Genomic DNA, 17753 nt, shown 5'->3' with positions numbered 1-17753 from the left:
GCTGCGGCGGGGCAACAGATGGATCAATCATGTTTGCAATGACAACCGGGTGACGCTACTCCGGTTAGGAAGGCCCAACTGTGAAAGAGAAGCCATGTCAGATGATCAGGCCAGCCGCCGCGACAAGATCGCCGCGCAGTTCATCGCATCCATCCCGCATGCGCAAGCGCTGGGCATGACCCTGACCGAGGTGGGCGACGGGCGGGCGACCATTGCGATGGATTACGATCAGCGCTTTATCGGTGATCCCGATACCGGCGTCATCCATGGTGGTGCGGTGTCCGCCTTGATGGACACCTGCGCCGGTGCCGCGGTGATGGCGCATCCGGCCGCGGCCTTGGCCACGGCGACGCTTGATCTGCGGATCGACTATATGCGCCCTGCTACCCCCGGCGACCGGATCACGGCGACTGCGGAATGTTATCACGTCACGCGGTCGGTCGCCTTTGTGCGGGCGACGGCAGTGGACAGTGACGCGGATCGGCCTGTAGCCTCGGCGACTGGGGCCTTTACGATCAGTAGGGGCAAAGCATGAATACCCGCCCCGAAGCGGTTCAAGTGATCAAGCAACGCCGCGACGCGATGTTGCAAAAACTGGTGGCGCGGGTGCCCTATATGCAGTTTTTGGGTATCCAGATTGACCGGCGTGGGGATGAATTGACCGCGATCCTGCCCTATGCCGACCGGTTGATCGGCAACCCGATGCTGCCCGCGCTGCATGGCGGCGCGACGGCGGCGTTTCTAGAGGTGACGGCGATCATGGAACTGACCTGGGCGATGATCTGGGAAGATATGGAGGCAGGGCGCATCACCGATGACACCCCCGCCATCACCCTGCCCAAGACCATCGACTTTACCGTCGATTACCTGCGCAGCGGGTTACCGCGCGATGCTTATGCGCGCGCGCGGGTCAATCGGTCTGGCCGCCGTTATGCGTCCGTGCATGTGGAAACATGGCAGGACAACCGCGCACGGCTTTTTGCACAGGCGACGGGTCATTTCCTGATGCCCCCACGGGATGGCTGACATCCTGACGCATCGACGGGTGCTGCGCATCGCGCTGCCGATCGTGCTGGCCAATGCAACGGTGCCGCTGCTGGGCTTGGTCGATACTGGCGTCGTGGGGCAACTGGGAGAGGCGGCACCGATTGGTGCTGTGGGCCTTGGGGCCGTGATCCTGACTGCGGTCTACTGGGTTTTCGGCTTTCTGCGGATGGGGACCACGGGCCTTGCCGCCCAAGCCAGCGGTGCCGGCGACATGGACGAGGTTGCGGCCCTGTTATCGCGCGCGCTGCTGATCGGTTTTGGCGCGGGGGCGGTGATGATCGCTGCGCAATGGCTGATCTTTGACGGTGCTTTCCGCCTTGCCCCCGCCAGCGCCGAGGTCGAAGATCTGGCCCGCGATTACATGGCGATCCGCATCTGGTCTGCGCCCGCGACCATCGCGTTATACGGGATCACCGGCTGGCTGATTGCGCAGGAACGCACGGGCGGGGTGCTGATGATCCAGCTATTGATGAACGGGCTGAACATCGGGTTGGACCTTGTGTTCGTGCTGGGCTTTGACTGGGGTGTGGCGGGCGTGGCCTGGGCTACGTTCATCGCCGTCTGGGCCGGGCTGGCGCTGGGGCTGTGGTATTGCCGCGATGCTTTTGCCGGGGTCGCATGGCGGACGGCGGCGCGGGTGTTTGACTTGATCCGCCTGCGGCGCATGGCCGTGGTGAACAGCGATATCATGATCCGGTCGGTGCTGGTGCAGGCAATCTTTGTCAGTTTCCTGTTCTATGGCGCGGGCTTTGGCGATGTGCCTTTGGCCGCGAACCAGATCCTGATCCAGTTTTTGTACGTTACGGCCTATGCGCTGGACGGTTTCGCCTTTGCCGCCGAGGCGCTGGTGGGCAAGGCTGCGGGCGCGCGTGCACGTGGCGTGCTGCGCCGCGCGGCGATCATCACCAGCCTTTGGGGTCTGGGGGCCTGTGCCATCATGGCGGTCTGTTTCGCGCTGTTTGGCGGCATCACCATCGACATCATGACCACCGCACCCGAGGTACGCGCTGCCGCCCGCACCTATCTGCCCTATATGGTCGCAGCGCCCTTGGCAGGGGTCGCCGCATGGATGCTGGACGGTATTTTCATCGGGGCGACCCGGACAACGGATATGCGTAACATGATGATTGTGTCGGCGGTTGTCTATTTCGTCAGCGTCATTCCTTTGATGGCGCTGTTTGGCAATCATGGTCTGTGGATCGGGATGCTGATCAGCTTTGTGGTGCGCGGGGTGACATTGGGGCTGAAATATCCCGCATTAGAGGCTGCTGCCTCAGGTCCAGTCCGCGCGGCCTGATCCGACCGCATCGGCGAGACTGGCAAACCCGTCGCGCAGCAACAGCGCATCCAATCCGCGTGCGATATCATCGACCAAAGACAAACCGCCATAGACCAACGCCGTGTAAAGCTGCACGGCGCAGGCCCCGGCGCGGATTTTCTGATAGGCTTGGTCCGCCGTGGCGACCCCACCAACCCCGATGATTGGCAGATCGGTCAGGGCCGACAGCTGTGCCAGCACGCGCGTCGATTTTTCAAACAAAGGCTGGCCGGACAGCCCGCCTTTTTCCTGCGTATGGGGGCCATGCAGTCCTGTGCGGTCCAGCGTGGTATTGGTGGCGATGATGCCTGCAATACCCGCCGCCTGTGCAACTTCGGCAATCTCGGCAATCTCCTCGCCGGTCAAATCCGGCGCGATCTTGAGAAAGACAGGGATCGCGCGTGCCATGCCTGCCCGCGTCTCCATCACACCGGCGAGCAAGGCCGCCAGCGCTGCCTTGCCTTGCAGGTCGCGCAGTTTTTCGGTGTTGGGCGAGGACACATTGACCGTCGCGAAATCTACATGCGGGCCGCAATGGGCCAGCACGGTGGCAAAATCTGCGGCCTTGTCGGTACTGTCCTTGTTCGCGCCAAGGTTCAGGCCGATCACGCCATCTGCAGGGCGCTGCGCCAACCTGTCCGCGATCACCTGCATCCCGTCGTTGTTGAACCCGAACCGGTTGATCACGGCGCGATCCGCGGTCAGCCGGAACAGGCGCGGCTTGGTGTTGCCGGGCTGGGGGCGCGGTGTGGCGGCACCGACCTCGACAAAGCCGAAACCGCTGCGCGCCAGCGGCGCAAGGGCGGTTGCATTCTTGTCGAAACCGGCGGCAAGACCAATCGGGTTGGGCAGCGACAGCCCCGCCACATCAGAGCGCAGCCGGGGCGATGTGAAGGGCGCGATTTTCGGGCCAAGCCCTGCGCGCAAGGCCGTGATCGCCAGACCATGCGCCGTTTCCGGATCAATCCGGCGCAGCGCCGAAAGCCCGATCTGTTCAATCGCTTTCATGCAAGATCCGGCAGGACATGCGCGCCATCCGACAGCGGCAGGTCGCGGACCCAGACCACATCGGCCAGTGTCAGGTCACGGTAAAGATGGGGAAACAGCACGCCGCCGCGCGCCGGTTCCCATTTCAGCGGGTCCAGACCCTCTGCTGCGACCGCCAGTAGAACCAGACCGGTTTCGCCGGTGAAATACTTGGTCAATGTCTCGGCTACCGTCGCGGCCGTAGAAAAATGGATATAGCCATCGGCCAGATCGACAGGCGCGCCCGATGTTGCGCCATCGCGTTCAAAGGCGGCCCATTCATCGGCGCGGAAAATCTTGTAAATCAACATGGCAGCGTCATGGGGCCTGCGCAAAAAATGGTCAAGTGTCTTGGCAATGTCGGTTGAGGACGCGGTAAGGTGCTGATGTCAGGTCATTGTGTTTGACTCCTGTTACATGGCGCGGCCAATCTTGCGGAGCGAAACCTGAAGGGAGACTGCCATGACATTGCGACTGATGACCACAAGCTGCGCTTTGGCGCTGATCGCGGGGTCGGCTGCGGCCGATTACACGCTGCATATCATCCATACCAATGACCTCCACAGCCGGATCGAGCCGATCAGCGCGTTTGATTCCACCTGCAACGCCGAGGCGAATGCCGCCGGTGAATGCTTTGGCGGCGTGGCGCGGGTCATCACCCAGATCAACGCCCTGCGCGACGAACTGGCGGGCCAGAATGTCGTCGTTGTCGATGCGGGCGACCAATATCAGGGCAGCCTGATGTACACGACCTATAAGGGCGAGGTCGAAGCCGAGTTCATGAATGTCATCGGCTATGACGTCATGGCCGTGGGCAACCATGAATTCGACGATGGCGACGCAGGACTGCGCAAGCTGACCGATCTGGTGTCTTTTCCGGTGATTTCAGGCAATATCGACGTGGCCGGTTCCAATATCTTGGCCGGTCAGGTCGACAACCACGTTGTGCTGGAGATTGGCGGGCAGCGGATCGGCATCATCTCGGCATTGGCCAGTGATACGGTCGAAACATCCAGCCCGTCGGATGCTGTCATCTTCACCCCCGAAGTTGCAAGCCTGAGCGCGGATGTCGCGGCCCTGCAAGACGAGGGTGTCACCAAGATCATCGCGCTGACCCATGTCGGCCTGTCCAAGGATATGGAAATCGCCGCCGCGGTTGACGGGATCGACGCCATTGTTGGCGGGCATTCGCATACGCTGATGTCCAACACCGAAGACGGCGCGCTGGCTTATCCCACGATGGTTGGCGCTGTGCCTGTAGTACAGGCCTATGCCTATTCCAAATATGTCGGCCATCTGACGCTGGTCTTTGATGACGCGGGCAATGTCACTTCGGCTACCGGCGATACGATTCTGCTGGATGCCAGCGTGGCCGAGGATGAAGCGGCCGTCGCGCGGATCGCGGAACTCGCCGGGCCGATCGAAGAGATGAAGACGCGCATCGTCGCTGAAACTGCCGCGGCGATTGATGGTGACCGCAGCGTCTGCCGTGCGATGGAATGCCCGATGGGATCGCTGATCGCCGATGCGATGCTGGACCGCGTGCGTGATCAGGGCGTCCAGATCGCGATCCAGAATGGGGGCGGCATCCGCGCCTCGATTGATGAAGGCGAGGTGACGATGGGCGAAGTTTTGGGCGTGCTGCCGTTCCAGAACACGCTGTCCACCTTCGAGGTGACGGGTGAAACCCTGCTGCAAGCACTCGAAAACGGTGTCAGCCAGATCGAGGAAGGTGCCGGTCGTTTCCCGCAGGTCGCGGGCATGACCTTTACCGTCGATAGCGCGGCACCTGCTGGCGAGCGGGTGTCTGACGTGATGGTGGGCGCTGCTCCGCTTGATCCGGCAATGGTCTATGCGGTGGTGTCCAACAATTATGTCCGCAATGGCGGTGACGGCTATGCCATGTTCGAGGATGCGGCCAATGCCTATGATTTCGGCCCCGATCTGGCGGATGTGCTGGCCGAATATATGGCGGCGCAGGGCGCTTTCGTGCCTTACACCGATGGTCGGATCACGGTGAACTAGCGCAGACAGGTGCGCGCCGCTGCAACAGGCGGCGCGCAACGTGATGTCAGATGCGCTCCGCGCGGGGATATTTATGCTCGGAAGATGCGGGCAGTTCCTTGACGGGGCGGGCTGCTTGACTTAATCGAAGCACTGCGCGGGCGTTGTGTAATGGTAAGACCCTTGCCTTCCAAGCAAGAGACGCGGGTTCGATTCCCGCCGCCCGCTCCAATCCTGCGACAATTGCGGACCAAGGTGGGTCCAAACTTGTGCAAATGGCCGCTCAGCTTTACATCAGGCCCTGATAGACAAAGGATGCCCGATGGCCGAAACTGTGCAGACCAAAGCAGAAGACCGGCCATCAAGCAAAAAGATCGGCGCTCTTCAGGCCCTTTGGCCGTTCATCAAACCCTATAAATTGAACTTGGCTGGGGCGGGATTTGCGCTTGTCTTTACCGCGATGGTCGCGCTCAGCCTGCCGCTGATCGCGCGGCTGGTGGTTGATAATTTTGGGCTCGATAGTGTCGCAATCAGCCGCCATTTCATGTCGCTGTTGGCCTTTGCCGTGCTTCTCGCCTTTGGGACTGCGCTGCGATATTATCTTGTGACGCGTCTGGGCGAACGTGTTGTGGCCGATCTCCGCAAGGCCGTCTTCAACCGAATGATCAGCATGAGCCCCGCCTTTTACGAACGCATCATGACGGGCGAAGTGCTGAGCCGCATCACCACCGACACCACGCTGATCCTGTCGGTGATCGGTAGTTCCGCCTCGATCGCGCTGCGCAATATCCTGATCTTTATCGGCGGTGTCATCCTGATGCTGCTGACCTCGGTCAAGATGAGCATCATGGTGCTGTGGCCGATCCCCGTTGTGCTGTTCCCGATCCTGTTTCTTGGCCGTCGTGTGCGCAGCCTGTCGCGCGAAAATCAGGATTTGATCGCGGAATCCAGCGGCGATGCGTCCGAGCTTTTGACATCAGCCCAGACGGTCCAGGCTTTCACCCACGAAGGCCTCAGCCGGGCCAAGTTCGACGCAGTGACCGAGCAAAGCTATCGGTCCGCAAGGCGGCGCATTCTGACGCGCGCGTTCTTGACGGCTGTTGTGATTTTCATGGTCTTCGCGGCCATCGTTTTGTTTTTGCAAATGGGCTCGCAGGATGTTGTCGCGGGCGAAATCACCGAAGGCGGGCTGGTGCAGTTCATGATCTATACGATCATGGTCGGCGGAGCCGTTGCCGCCCTTTCCGAGGTCTGGGGCGAATTGCAACGTGCGGCGGGTGCGACCGAACGGCTGATCGAATTGCTGACCATCGAGGACAGTGTGACTGATCCTGTGCAACCGCACCGCTTGCCCACGCCTGTCCGTGGCGATCTGCGCTTTGAAAACCTGCGGTTCAGTTATCCGTCGCGGATGTCGATTTCCGCGCTGGACGGGATCGACCTGCATATCGCGGCGGGTGAAACCGTCGCCCTTGTCGGCCCGTCGGGTGCGGGCAAAAGCACGATCATCCAGCTTGTCCAGCGGTTCTATGATCCGCAGGAAGGCGCCGTGACATTGGACGGGATCGACCTGCGCTGTCTGAACCGAGCTGAATTTCGCAGGCACATCGCCTTGGTGCCGCAAGACCCGGTGATCTTTGCGGATACCGCGCGTGAAAATATCCGTTTCGGCCGTCCCGACGCAAGCGATTCCGAGGTCGAAGCCGCTGCTAAAGCTGCCGCCGCGCATGATTTCCTGATCGCCCTGCCTGGTGGCTATGACAGCTATGTCGGCGAACGCGGTGTGATGCTGTCGGGCGGACAAAAGCAGCGGATCGCCATCGCGCGTGCCATCTTGCGTGATGCGCCGGTCTTGTTGTTGGACGAAGCGACAAGCGCGCTTGATGCCGAAAGCGAACATGCCGTGCAGCGCGCGGTCGAGGATTTGGCCAAGACTCGCACGACGCTGATCGTGGCGCATCGACTGGCGACGGTGAAAAAGGCGGACCGTATCATCGTCTTTGACGCGGGCCGGATCGTGGCGCAGGGCACGCATGATGCGCTGGTCGCGCAAGGTGGGCTTTATGCGCGGCTGGCGCGGCTGCAATTCACCGAAGGTGTCGCCGCCGAATAGCGAGACTTTCGCAGCGTCAGGCTTGCACCATTTGGTGGTATTGGCCAACATTTCACCCTGAGGGGCCGTGGCGCAAAACCGCGGTACGGACAATGGGGAGGATGGGGCATGGCTTTTTCGACGATGGCGGATCGCGATGCGATTCATAATGAGATGCCTTGGGCTAAACGCAGCCTGCCGATGACGACCTATGCTTTGTTGTCGCAAACGGCGGCCGCGCATGGCGGGCGCAAGGCAGTCAGCTTCAGCTTGCTGTCCGATCCGGATGCCTTTTGCGAAACGCTGACCTGGTCTGAATTGCAGGCTAAAACGGCGCAAGCGGCCAATCTGTTCCGCGATCTGGGGATCGGCGAAAACGATGTCGTGGCGTTCGTGCTGCCCAACGCGACCGAAACGATCCTGACCTATCTGGGCGGTCAGGTCGCGGGGATCGTGAACCCGATCAACCCGCTGCTGGACGCCGAACAGATCGCTGCGATCCTTCGCGAAACCAAGGCCAAGGTCGTCGTTACCCTGCGCGCCTTTCCCAAGACCGACGTCGCCCAAAAAACCGCTGAGGCCGTGCGTCTTGCGCCCGATGTCACCACCGTGCTGGAGGTCGATCTGCATCGATACCTGACGGGGCTGAAACGGTTGGTCGTGCCACTGATCCGGCCCAAGAACCCGGTCGCCCATAAGGCCAAAGTATTGGATTTTAACGCCGAACTGGCCAAGCATCCCACCAGCCTTAGCTTTGCTGATTCCGACAAGGACAGGGTGGCGGCCTATTTTCACACCGGCGGCACCACCGGCATGCCCAAGGTCGTGCAACACCGCTATTCCGGAATCGTCTATAACGCCTGGCTGGGCGCGCGGCTGTTGTTCACCGAAAAGGATGTGCAAATCTGCCCACTGCCGCTGTTCCACGTCTTTGCGGCGACCGTGTCGCTTGGCGCCTCTCTTGGGTCGGGGGCGCAGGTCGTTTTTCCGACGCCACAGGGGTATCGCGGCGACGGCGTGTTCGACAATTTCTGGAAACTGATCGCCAAGCACAAGGTCACCTTTATGATCACGGTGCCCACGGCGATGTCGGCGCTGATGCAGCGCAAGGTTGATGCTGATATTTCGTCGCTGCGCTTGGCTTTTTGCGGGTCCGCCCCATTGCCGCTCGAACTTTACAAGAAATTCGAGGCGGCGGCCGGGGTCACCATCTGCGAAGGCTACGGCCTGACCGAGGCGACCTGCCTTGTGTCGATCAACCCGCCCGATGGCGAAAAACGGGTGGGATCGATTGGTCTGCCCTTCCCATATACGGATGTGACCATCGTTTCGTCGGCAACCGGCCTGCCGTGCGATGTCGACGAGATTGGAGAAATTTGCATCGCAAGCCCGGGTGTGTTCAGCGGTCAGACCTATACCGAGGCGAGCAAGAACCGTGACATTTTCTACGCCGATCACCTGCGGACTGGCGATCTGGGGCGGATCGATGCGGACGGATATCTGTGGATCACGGGCCGCGCCAAGGACTTGATCATCCGCGGCGGCCATAACATCGACCCCGCCGAAATCGAAGAGGCTATGGCCGGGCACCCCGCTGTCGCATTTGCCGGGGCGATCGGGCAGCCCGACGCGCATGCTGGCGAAGTGCCTTGTGTTTACCTCGAACTGGTGGCTGGTGCGGATGTGACCGAAGAGGCGCTGCTGGATTACGCAAAACAGCATATTCACGAACGCGCAGCCCATCCAAAACACCTGGAGGTGTTGGCGGAATTGCCGAAAACCGCCGTTGGCAAAATTTTCAAACCTGAGCTGCGCAAGCGGGCGATCATGCGCATCTACGCCGCCGCCCTTGCCGATCTTGCGGCGGAAGTTGATGGCGTCCTCGAGGATAAAAAACGAGGGCTTGTCGCGCGGATCAGCGCCGACCCCGCACTTGCGCGCAAGATCGAAATCGCGCTTGGCCCCTACACGATCCCTTGGGATATCGTGCAAAAATAGTGGACCTGTGGCGGGCTGATCGTGGCTCTGCATCAGAACAGCGTGATCTCGGGCGCGGGACGAGGCCGCACGACCGGCGTTTCGGGCGGCGGCGATTCAGCGATCTGCATCTGGCGCGCAGCCCCCGTTGTCGGCGTGAACTGGACGCGGCGGGCCATGGTCCCTCCGAGGCTTTGCGACAGGCAGGGGATACCTTCGCGTTCTAGAAATGCGAGGGCGAATTCACCATTTGACTGGCCGATGTCGCGGGCATGGACGGTCATGCGCGCACCTCCGAAAATTTTGGCCTGAAGCCTGCGCCGGTCACCGCCCGCGCCCAAAATGCGGTTGATCAGCAATTCCATCGCGTTGACGCCATATTTCAAGTCGTTGGTATTTGAATCACCACCGCTCGCCAGTAGAAAATGGTTCATCCCGCCGACTTTGGCTTGAAGGTCAAAAATACAAACCGCGACACATGACCCTAGGACGGTGGACATAACCACCTGAGCATCGTTCGATACGGCAAAGTCGCCCTGCACGATGGTCATGATTTTTGGCGATGTGGTGTTTGGTTCACTCATGCGCGCTGCCTTTGCTGTGCTGCACGCAGCAAGCTGGGTCCGATCTGGTGGATCGGAAGTTCGATTTCGATGCCGCCTAAGGACTTTGCTACACGCGGCATGCCGTAGACGATGCAGGTCGCTTCGTCTTGGCCAAAGGTGCGGGCGCCCGCGGCGCGCAGTGCCGTGATGCCTTCGGCACCATCGCGACCCATCCCTGTGAGGATCGCGGCGGTCACATGCGATGCAAAGGGGACGGCTGAATGAAACAGGGCATCCACTGAAGGCCGGTGGCCGGATTGGCGGGGTGCTGCGTCCAGTTTGATACGGGCCGGAGACCCGTGGACGAGGCGGACATGATGAGTGTCACCGGATGCCAGATAAACATGGCCGCGCTGCAATGTCGTATCTTGCGTTGCAGCAACAACTTTTGCAGCAGTGCCTCCGTCAAGTAGCCTGATCAGGCTCGAGGCAAAATTGCCACCGGTGTGCTGGACGATGACTGTCGGGGGGGCGCCCGGGTGCAGATGCGGCAGGATTTGCATCAAGGCATCGATACCTCCCGTCGAAGAGCCGATCAAAATCGTGCTGCGCGGGTCGACGCGCCCTGCCGGTATAGGTGTTGCCGCCGGTGCTCTGGGATGCTGACGGCGGCCTCCGGGCACCAGGGCTGCGGTCAGGTCGCGGTCCGAGACATTGCTGGGCAGAACGCGGATCGCAGAAATGGCCCTGAGCGCGGCATTGGTGAGATTCGCCTGCTTCGGTGTCCCCAGTACAACACAGCCGATGCCCATGATGCCGAAAAGCGTCGCGAGGAGTTCGAACTCTGGACAATCCGCGATATCGGTTGTCAGCACGACGCAATCGGGTTCGTGATGTTCTGCAAAGTTATATACTTCCGTGAGCTCGGTGGCGGCGCACACCACATCGATCTTGAGCCGCTCAAGGCGGCGTTGTAGCTGGCCCAACAAGATCACGGATCGATGGGCGATCACGATGCGCATGAGCTAATGCCTCTTGCATCGGCGTTTTGACCAACGCTGCCATGCTTGCCACCGCAACCCGTAGCAAGGCCGGCAGCATGGGCAAGATATTTTTCGGCTACGGTGTACTTGTGTAAGCTGTGTTGCATCAGAAGATCGCTATCTGGGTCCGGTCATGATCAACGGGCTCTGGGGCGTCGCCAACCAGGTCGCGTAGCCAAGCCAGACGCATCTGTGCGATCCATTTACCGCAGTCTGAAGTAGCTTGGTTAGCGCCAGGTTCGCCCATCGCTTCTATCAATGTCGCAAGATCGGCAAGTGACTGCAGAACGAGGTCAAAATCCTGCAATGATTTTGTTTTTTGCGGCAAGTCGGCCGCACAAGCGCAGGTCCGCAACGCTGCCTCTTCAAGGCGGGTAACGATCATCGCGACCTCGCGTAGGGCGGTGCCGACATTCGTGAGCGTCCGTGCGGCCGCTGGTCGATGCGTGATGGATTGTGTCGTCATAGCTTGCCCACCACGGTCTCGATGCATTGTTTCATGCTTGCAGTTGAAAACGGCTTCTTGATGATATTGTTCAGGCCAAGCGCTTTGCCTTTGGCGACCAGGTCGGGGGTTGGGTTCCCGGTCACAAGGATGAACCCGATTCGCGCGGTAGCTTTGTGCTGTCGCAGTGCGCGGAGCAGTTCGAGCCCGTCCATGCCCGGCATGTTATAATCGGAAAGGACGAGGTGAACGGGGTCGGCGATCAGCTTGTTCAGCGCGGCACGCCCATCATTTTCCGCTTGGTTTTTCCATATCCCCATCTCTTCGATGGCCTGCACAAGCAGTCCCCGGCTGACGCCCATGTCGTCCACGATCATAACGCGCAATGTGTCTTTCAAGCTCATGGGTCAGTCTTTCGTTTGAGGTCGGGCCAGGGCCGTGTTGCGAGGCAGCCGCTGGTAGGTTGTAATGGCGACGCTGCGGAATTCACTTTGCGCAGGACCCGTCAGACGTTCCGAATGTCCGATCATCAGATGGCCGTCGTCTTGCAAAACGTCTGCGAACCGTTGCCAGAGACGGACTTGCGTGTCCTTGTCAAAGTAGATCGCCGCATTGCGACAGAAAATTACATCGAACCGTCGGCGCATCGGCCAGTCCCCGATCAGGTTCAATTCGCCGAATGACACAAGTGATGCCAGGTCCTGCCGGATTTTAAATTGCTGGCTACCATCGTCTTCGATCATCAATCTCTTGTATTCGTCGGGGATGGCATCTGCCTGATCCCGATCATAGCGCGCTTGCCGTGCCTTTTGGATCATTTGTGGATCGACATCCGTGGCGAGTAACTTGATGTCCAGACGCGACGCTTCGGGGCATGCATCGCGGATCATCGCGGCAATCGAATAGGCCTCTTGACCCGCCGAGCATGCGGAGGACCAGATCCTGACAGCAGAGCCTTTTTTCGCCTTTTCCACGAGATCGGGTAGGATTTTTTCGCGCAGATAGGTGAAATGGTGCCGTTCACGAAAGAAATGCGTGACATTGGTCGTCAGTGCTGAGAGCAGGTGTGATTGCTCCGCATGACCGCGCGGGTCTGACAGGAGCGCGCAATAGCTTTCAAAATCGGGAAGATCCAACGCGCGCAATCTTTTTGTCAGCCGTGAATAAACAAGCGGTTTTTTAGATGGCTGCAGATGCAGGCCGTAGCGTTGGTGCGCCAGGGTGGCGATTGTCTGGAAATCGTGGTCGGTGAATTGATATTCGCGCATGGTCTGATCGGATCGTGCGATGTTATCGGGCATTGTCATGCTGCCACCTGATTTGCCGGAGCCAGCAAGGTCGACAAGCTTATGATCTTTGTCATGTCATCGCCGAGCGGAATGATCCCAAGAATAGCGCGGGTGGTCGTGTCCTCTGGCCCTCTTGGTGTCTCGCGGACGGTATGTGAATCGACGCCAAGTATTTCCGAGACAGATTCAACAAGAAGCCCAATGATCCGATCCTCGACAGCAATGATAATGATGACATGCCGTTCCGTAGGCATGATCTTGGCGAAACCGAGTTTCGCTGCAAGATCGATAATCGGAATGACAGCACCCCGTAGGTTGATCACGCCAAGAACGTGATCAGGCGAATGCGGCAGCACCGTTACGGGCGTCCATCGGCGAATTTCCCTGATCTGGGTGATTTCAATGCAGAAATTCTGACCACCGGCCACCAGTGTGACGAATTCCAGCCGTTCGGATTTTTGCAGTTCAGCAAGCTGCGACATAAGAAACATCCCTTCCATTTTGGCTGTTGGTGACGGCGTAGACCGAGTTGCCTTGTGCGACGGCTTCGGGATCGATGATCAGGGCTATTTTGCCGTCGCCTAGGATCGTCGCGCCCGAGATTCCAGATATTTCGCCGTAATTGCCCTGCATGCTTTTGACGACGACCTGGCGCTGGTCGAAGATATCATCGACGGCCAGGGCGCATTGCGGCACGCTGTCGGTCTGGATCAGCAAAAGCACTCGGTCGGTCATGTCGCGCAGCGTTGCGACTTGCCCCATGCGTTCTGCCAGATCGATAATTGGCACGTACTCGCCACGGATGCGTAGCAATGTGTTGTTCAGCCCGATCTGCGACAGGTCAGCGTCCTTGGGCCTGATCGTTTCCACGATGCTGGAGATGGGTACAACCATCGTCTGCCCGCCAAGGTTGATGATCATGCCATCCATCACCGCCAGCGTCAGCGGCAGGGTGATCGAAAACGTCGTTCCCTGACCAAACTGACTGCTGATCGCCACACGCCCGCCAAGAGCGGTGATGGCTGTCTTCACGACGTCCATTCCGACGCCGCGCCCCGAGAGATTGGTCACTTCCTTGGCCGTGGAAAACCCGGGAGCGAACAGCAAATGGTCAATTTCGGCTTCGGACAGTTGCGCATCCTCGGCAACGAGCCCTTTGGATACGGCAATTTCCCGAATCCTTGGGCGGTTAAGGCCGGCACCGTCATCCGCAATTTCGATGACGATGCTTCCGGATCTTTGGCGTGCGGCCAGCCGCAGCCTGCCTTGCCGGTTCTTGCCGGCCGCCGTGCGAAGGTCAGGTGCTTCGATTCCGTGGTCGATGGCATTGCGGATCATATGGGTCAGAGGATCGGCAAGCCGTTCTATGACGGTCTTGTCAACTTCGGTCGCCTCGCCCTCAGTGATCAGTTCAACCACTTTGCCGGTTGCATCCGCAGCCTCACGCGCGATGCGCAACATGCGCTGGAAGAGGGGTTTGACCGGCTGTGCGCGGATGGCCATGACGCCTTCTTGGATTTCGCGGGCCAGCAATTTGTAATCATCAAGATCAGCAAACAATTCGGCGGTATTCGGCAGATTGGCATGTTGCAGCCTTTGCGAGATCACGGATTGGTTGATGATCAATTCGCCTACCGCGTTAATCAGGCGATCAATGCGTTCGGGGTCAACGCGGAGCGAACTTGCCGCGCGGGTGCTGCCCTTATCGGCGGCGTTGCGTGCTTTTTGATCGGACATGTCGCCCGCCATGCCTGCCGCGGCATCCATGCCGTCTTGCTCGACCGGACTGTCTGGTGCAGTGGCTGTGGCAATGTCTGGCACGGCGGTATCTTCATCAAGCAGTTTGACCTGCAAGGCGCATAGGTCGTCGACGAATTCGAATACTTCGAGGATCGGCAGATCCGACCCGAGACCTTCGATTTCCAATTGCCACGACAACAGCCCATCCTGCTAGTGCAGATCGTCCAATCCCGTCGGCAACCGGGACAGATCTACCGTTACCCGGGTTGTGCCAAGCGACTGCAATGCAGCGATGATTAAAACGGGGTCGTTGCCGCTGGTATAAAAAGCTGCGTTGGGCGTAAAATCGACGACATAGGTCGATCCCGCATCCGCTGGCCCGTCAAAGGCGAGGGTGAGTGCCTCGAAGGTGAAGTCTTCTGCTTCCGCGGGCGCGTCACCCAGAAAGGATTGAAGGTCTGCGAGGACAGGATCCACCTGGGCAGAGTTCGTCGGCAATTCCTCTCTTGCGGTTTCGATGAGATCCGCAAGGATATCGCCGGACCGCTGCAGAACATGAAGGATGCGGTCGTCCAGGGTCAGACGCTGTGACCGGACGTGATCCAGAACCGTCTCGAACGTGTGAGCAAACCCCACGAGGTCGTCGAGCGCAAAGGCGCCGGCCGCACCTTTCACGGAATGGACAGCACGAAAGACAGCATTGACCGTTTCGCTGTCGGTGCTGCCATCACGCATTGCTGTCAGCCCTTCGGTCAGGGCGGCGATCAGGTCTTCACATTCTTCGAAAAATACGTCGCGCATTGTCATATCGGCGGTCATTACACTGCTCCTGTCAGGCGGCGGATCACAGCGACGAGGGCTTCGTCATCAAAGGGTTTGACGATCCAGCCGGTCGCGCCTGCCTGCCGCGCGCGTTCTTTCAACGCAGCCCCGCTTTCCGTTGTCAGGACCAGAACCGGCACCGTCCGGTTGCGGGTACCCCCGCGGATATCAGCGATCACACCGAAACCGTCCTTGTTGGGCATGTTGACGTCCGTGATCACAAGATCGGCGTCTTCATGCTGGAACTTTTCAATGCCATCGACGCCGTCAACAGCTGTCGATACCTCGAACCCGGCTTTTTGCAGGGTCTGGGTTAGCAGGCTGCGGATGGTCCGCGAATCGTCGATCGCCAGAATGCGTTTCGTCATTACAGCGCCCTTCCCTGTTGCGGCAGTGGCCAAAGCGCGAGCAGTTCCAGACCCTGGCGCAGGGCGTCGGTTTCATTGACAAGGGTCAGGCTCCGCCCATTGGTTGCCCATGCCACGCTGGCCGTGGCCAGGATCTGGGCCGCAAGTCCCCCAAGACGGCTGACATTGCTGCCGTCGATGATGAGGTCGTTTCCTTGCGCCTGCTTCAGCGCTGCAAAGAGATCTTCGCAGGCTTCGAATGTAAGCGCGGGAGGAAGGGCGATTGTGGCTGTGTCGGCCGGCATATGAAGCGATCCTTCGTTACATGTCGAAAGGTCTTATGTGCCGGCACGGCTTAAGATCATGTAAACAGCCCCACCGATTCATCGCCGCAGCGCGTATGTTCAAATCTGCGTGTAGCGTGCATCGCTATGGCCAAGTCATGCTAAAGCAGGCGCTACAGGATTATCGTGAGGCTTGACCGTGCAGACCGCGTCATGCCAGTGACGGTTGAGATAGATGAGGCCAGAATGAACAACAGAAATAACAAAATTCCGTCACGCCGGGCTTTGCTGCTCGGGGCGACAGCCGCGACGCTTTTTGCGCCATCGATCCTGCGCGCACAGACCGAGCGGCCGCCGGTTGACCGCAATATCGCGGCTTTTCGCGTGCATGAGTGGCGCGATCATTTCGATTCGCTGGGCGTGGGTGCGATTCTGGCTGATACCAAATCGATGTTTTTGCAGCATTGGACGCCCGATGGTGACATGCGGATCTATCCGACCTCAGTCCCTCTGTCCGACGACCTGACGCGCACCGGATTTACCGAGGTGATCGACAAGCGTGTCGCCCCCAGCTGGGCACCGACGCCTGCGATGCGCGAGCGTAACCCTGAATGGCCAGCGTTTATTCCTGGCGGAGACCCGCTGAACCCGATGGGATCGCATGCATTGTATTTGTCGTGGCAGTTCTACCGGATTCATGGCACGCAGGATACCCGCAAGATCGGACGCAAATCATCCAACGGCTGCATCGGATTGTATAACGAACAGATCGCCGAAGTGTATGAACGCGCTCCGATTGGCACCAAGGTTCGTCTGATTTGACCTCTTTACGCCGCTTGCCTTGAAAGGGACAGCATGACCATGACACGATTTTTCAGCATTGCTGCGATCTGCGCCTTTCCATTGTCAATCGGGGCACAGACCATGACCGAAGATCAGGTCCGCGATCTGGTTCTTGACACGATCCGTGCCAATCCGCAGATCGTGGTCGAAGCATTGCAGATACTCGAGCTTGAACAGCAGAATGCCGAGGCCGCTGCCGCGCAGGTCGCACTGGCCGATCAGCGCGCATTGCTGGAAAATGACCCCAATGCACCCGTCATCGGCAACCCCCAAGGCGATGTTACGGTGGTCGAATTCTTTGATTACAATTGCCCCTATTGCCGGAACGCCAAGCTGGAACTTGACGGCTTGTTGTCTGCCGATTCCAACGTCCGCGTGGTTCTGCGCGAATGGCCGGTGCTTGGCGAAGGATCGGTATTCGCCGCGCGTGCTGCGCTGGCTTCACGGGTGCAGGGCAAGTATGCTGAGTTTCATGATGCTCTGATGATGATGCAGGGGCGCGCCGAGGAACAAAGCGTCATTCGCGTGGCGCAAAGCGTGGGGCTTGACGTCGATCAGCTGCGCCGCGACATGGAGGCCCCCGCAGTCACAGAACATCTGAAGATGTCAGACGGGCTGGGACGGGCGCTTGGCTTTAGCGGCACACCGTCATTTGTGATTGGTGAAAATCTGGCCCCCGGCATGATCCGCGTCGACCAGATGCAAAGGCTGGTATCCGCCGCCCGCGCCGCCGACTAGACATTCGGCGCGGTGCTGCGCGATCGCCTGCGGCTGCCAGGGCAGGAACGATCGTGGCGGCACCAAGCTTGTGGCGATCGCGGCGCTTGTTCGGGATGTGCGATCCATCTTGGTTGTTGTCGTGTTTTGCTGGCCATAGCTTAGGTGCCTTAGTGGAAAACGGGGTTTTTCGGTTTTCTGCACAAGGGGGTTG

The 17753-nt window shown here is 59.5% G+C and carries 18 protein-coding genes, 1 tRNA gene and 1 pseudogene; 9 read left to right on the top strand and 11 right to left on the bottom strand.

The genetic code is table 11. The annotated features are described in order from the left end of the window. The first annotated feature begins 94 nt into the window (after positions 1 to 94). Genes SKA53_RS08970 through SKA53_RS08960 form a run of 3 tightly spaced genes read left to right on the top strand, consistent with a single transcriptional unit; the run spans position 95 to position 2344 of the window. Positions 95 to 535 carry a PaaI family thioesterase gene (locus SKA53_RS08970; RefSeq protein WP_007205812.1) on the top strand — a complete coding sequence of 147 codons (441 nt, stop codon included), beginning with the start codon at positions 95 to 97 and terminating at the stop codon, positions 533 to 535. Then, on the top strand, positions 532 to 1026 hold the full coding sequence (locus SKA53_RS08965; protein WP_007205811.1) for a PaaI family thioesterase: 495 nt from the start codon (positions 532 to 534) through the stop codon (positions 1024 to 1026). Before SKA53_RS08970 ends, SKA53_RS08965 begins: the two co-directional genes overlap by 4 nt. Next, positions 1019 to 2344 carry an MATE family efflux transporter gene (locus tag SKA53_RS08960; RefSeq protein ID WP_007205810.1) on the top strand — a complete coding sequence of 442 codons (1326 nt, stop codon included), beginning with the start codon at positions 1019 to 1021 and terminating at the stop codon, positions 2342 to 2344. Before SKA53_RS08965 ends, SKA53_RS08960 begins: the two co-directional genes overlap by 8 nt. Here the strand turns inward: SKA53_RS08960 and SKA53_RS08955 are convergent. Then, positions 2321 to 3373 carry a quinone-dependent dihydroorotate dehydrogenase gene (locus SKA53_RS08955; protein WP_007205809.1) on the bottom strand — a complete coding sequence of 351 codons (1053 nt, stop codon included), beginning with the start codon at positions 3371 to 3373 and terminating at the stop codon, positions 2321 to 2323. The two genes, SKA53_RS08960 and SKA53_RS08955, sit on opposite strands and share 24 nt — an antisense overlap. Then, a complete protein-coding gene (locus SKA53_RS08950) occupies positions 3370 to 3702 on the bottom strand; it encodes a DUF952 domain-containing protein (RefSeq protein WP_007205808.1) in 333 nt (110 codons plus the stop codon). The genes SKA53_RS08955 and SKA53_RS08950 overlap by 4 nt, the downstream gene beginning before the upstream one ends. A gap of 151 nt (positions 3703 to 3853) precedes the next feature. Between SKA53_RS08950 and SKA53_RS08945 the strand changes: the two genes are divergently transcribed. The 4 genes from SKA53_RS08945 to SKA53_RS08930 all read left to right on the top strand — a co-directional run bounded on the left by SKA53_RS08945 (position 3854) and on the right by SKA53_RS08930 (position 9485). Further along, positions 3854 to 5416: a bifunctional metallophosphatase/5'-nucleotidase gene (locus SKA53_RS08945; protein WP_007205807.1), complete on the top strand. Its 1563-nt coding sequence runs from the start codon at positions 3854 to 3856 to the stop codon at positions 5414 to 5416. Between the two features lie 136 nt (positions 5417 to 5552). Next, positions 5553 to 5626 (top strand) — tRNA-Gly (locus tag SKA53_RS08940). A 91-nt stretch (positions 5627 to 5717) separates the two neighbouring features. Then, positions 5718 to 7508 carry an ABC transporter transmembrane domain-containing protein gene (locus tag SKA53_RS08935; protein WP_007205806.1) on the top strand — a complete coding sequence of 597 codons (1791 nt, stop codon included), beginning with the start codon at positions 5718 to 5720 and terminating at the stop codon, positions 7506 to 7508. Between the two features lie 108 nt (positions 7509 to 7616). After that, entirely contained in the window at positions 7617 to 9485 is a 1869-nt protein-coding gene (locus tag SKA53_RS08930) for an acyl-CoA synthetase (protein ID WP_040482886.1), read from the top strand. A gap of 32 nt (positions 9486 to 9517) precedes the next feature. Here the strand turns inward: SKA53_RS08930 and SKA53_RS08925 are convergent, their stop codons facing one another. The 9 genes and pseudogenes from SKA53_RS08925 to SKA53_RS08885 form a co-directional block, all read right to left on the bottom strand. Next, entirely contained in the window at positions 9518 to 10048 is a 531-nt protein-coding gene (locus SKA53_RS08925) for a chemotaxis protein CheD (RefSeq protein ID WP_007205804.1), read from the bottom strand. Then, positions 10045 to 11031, bottom strand: a complete 987-nt coding sequence (locus SKA53_RS08920) for a CheB methylesterase domain-containing protein (protein ID WP_007205803.1) — start codon at positions 11029 to 11031, stop codon at positions 10045 to 10047. The genes SKA53_RS08925 and SKA53_RS08920 overlap by 4 nt, the downstream gene beginning before the upstream one ends. A 127-nt stretch (positions 11032 to 11158) precedes the next feature. Beyond that, complete coding sequence (locus tag SKA53_RS08915; protein ID WP_007205802.1) at positions 11159 to 11518, bottom strand: hypothetical protein; 360 nt, start codon at positions 11516 to 11518, stop codon at positions 11159 to 11161. After that, complete coding sequence (locus tag SKA53_RS08910; RefSeq protein WP_007205801.1) at positions 11515 to 11901, bottom strand: response regulator; 387 nt, start codon at positions 11899 to 11901, stop codon at positions 11515 to 11517. The genes SKA53_RS08915 and SKA53_RS08910 overlap by 4 nt, the downstream gene beginning before the upstream one ends. Before the next feature lie 3 nt (positions 11902 to 11904). After that, positions 11905 to 12798, bottom strand: a complete 894-nt coding sequence (locus SKA53_RS08905) for a CheR family methyltransferase (protein WP_242601254.1) — start codon at positions 12796 to 12798, stop codon at positions 11905 to 11907. Positions 12799 to 12800: 2 nt separating this feature from the next. Further along, the gene (locus SKA53_RS08900; RefSeq protein WP_007205799.1) at positions 12801 to 13268 is read right to left on the bottom strand and encodes a chemotaxis protein CheW; all 468 of its coding nucleotides are present in this window, start codon (positions 13266 to 13268) and stop codon (positions 12801 to 12803) included. Further along, a pseudogene (locus tag SKA53_RS15840) lies at positions 13252 to 15345 on the bottom strand (chemotaxis protein CheA). Before SKA53_RS15840 ends, SKA53_RS08900 begins: the two are co-directional and overlap by 17 nt. Beyond that, positions 15345 to 15716 (bottom strand): response regulator, encoded by a 372-nt coding sequence (locus SKA53_RS08890; protein ID WP_007205796.1) that lies wholly within the window; start codon positions 15714 to 15716, stop codon positions 15345 to 15347. The pseudogene SKA53_RS15840 and the gene SKA53_RS08890 overlap by 1 nt, the downstream one beginning before the upstream one ends. Continuing rightward, entirely contained in the window at positions 15716 to 16000 is a 285-nt protein-coding gene (locus SKA53_RS08885; RefSeq protein ID WP_007205795.1) for an STAS domain-containing protein, read from the bottom strand. Before SKA53_RS08885 ends, SKA53_RS08890 begins: the two co-directional genes overlap by 1 nt. Positions 16001 to 16225: 225 nt before the next feature. Here SKA53_RS08885 and SKA53_RS08880 point away from each other — a divergent pair, with 225 nt between their 5' ends. Both SKA53_RS08880 and SKA53_RS08875 read left to right on the top strand, forming a co-directional pair. Then, entirely contained in the window at positions 16226 to 16801 is a 576-nt protein-coding gene (locus tag SKA53_RS08880; protein WP_007205794.1) for a L,D-transpeptidase, read from the top strand. Positions 16802 to 16834: 33 nt separating this feature from the next. Then, positions 16835 to 17560, top strand: coding sequence for a DsbA family protein (locus tag SKA53_RS08875; protein ID WP_007205793.1), 726 nt, complete (start codon positions 16835 to 16837; stop codon positions 17558 to 17560). Positions 17561 to 17753 lie beyond the last annotated feature (193 nt).

It is taken from the genome of Yoonia vestfoldensis SKA53 (assembly GCF_000152785.1).
Taxonomy (GTDB): domain Bacteria; phylum Pseudomonadota; class Alphaproteobacteria; order Rhodobacterales; family Rhodobacteraceae; genus Yoonia; species Yoonia vestfoldensis_A.
This window is presented reverse-complemented; position numbering and strand designations above follow the sequence as displayed.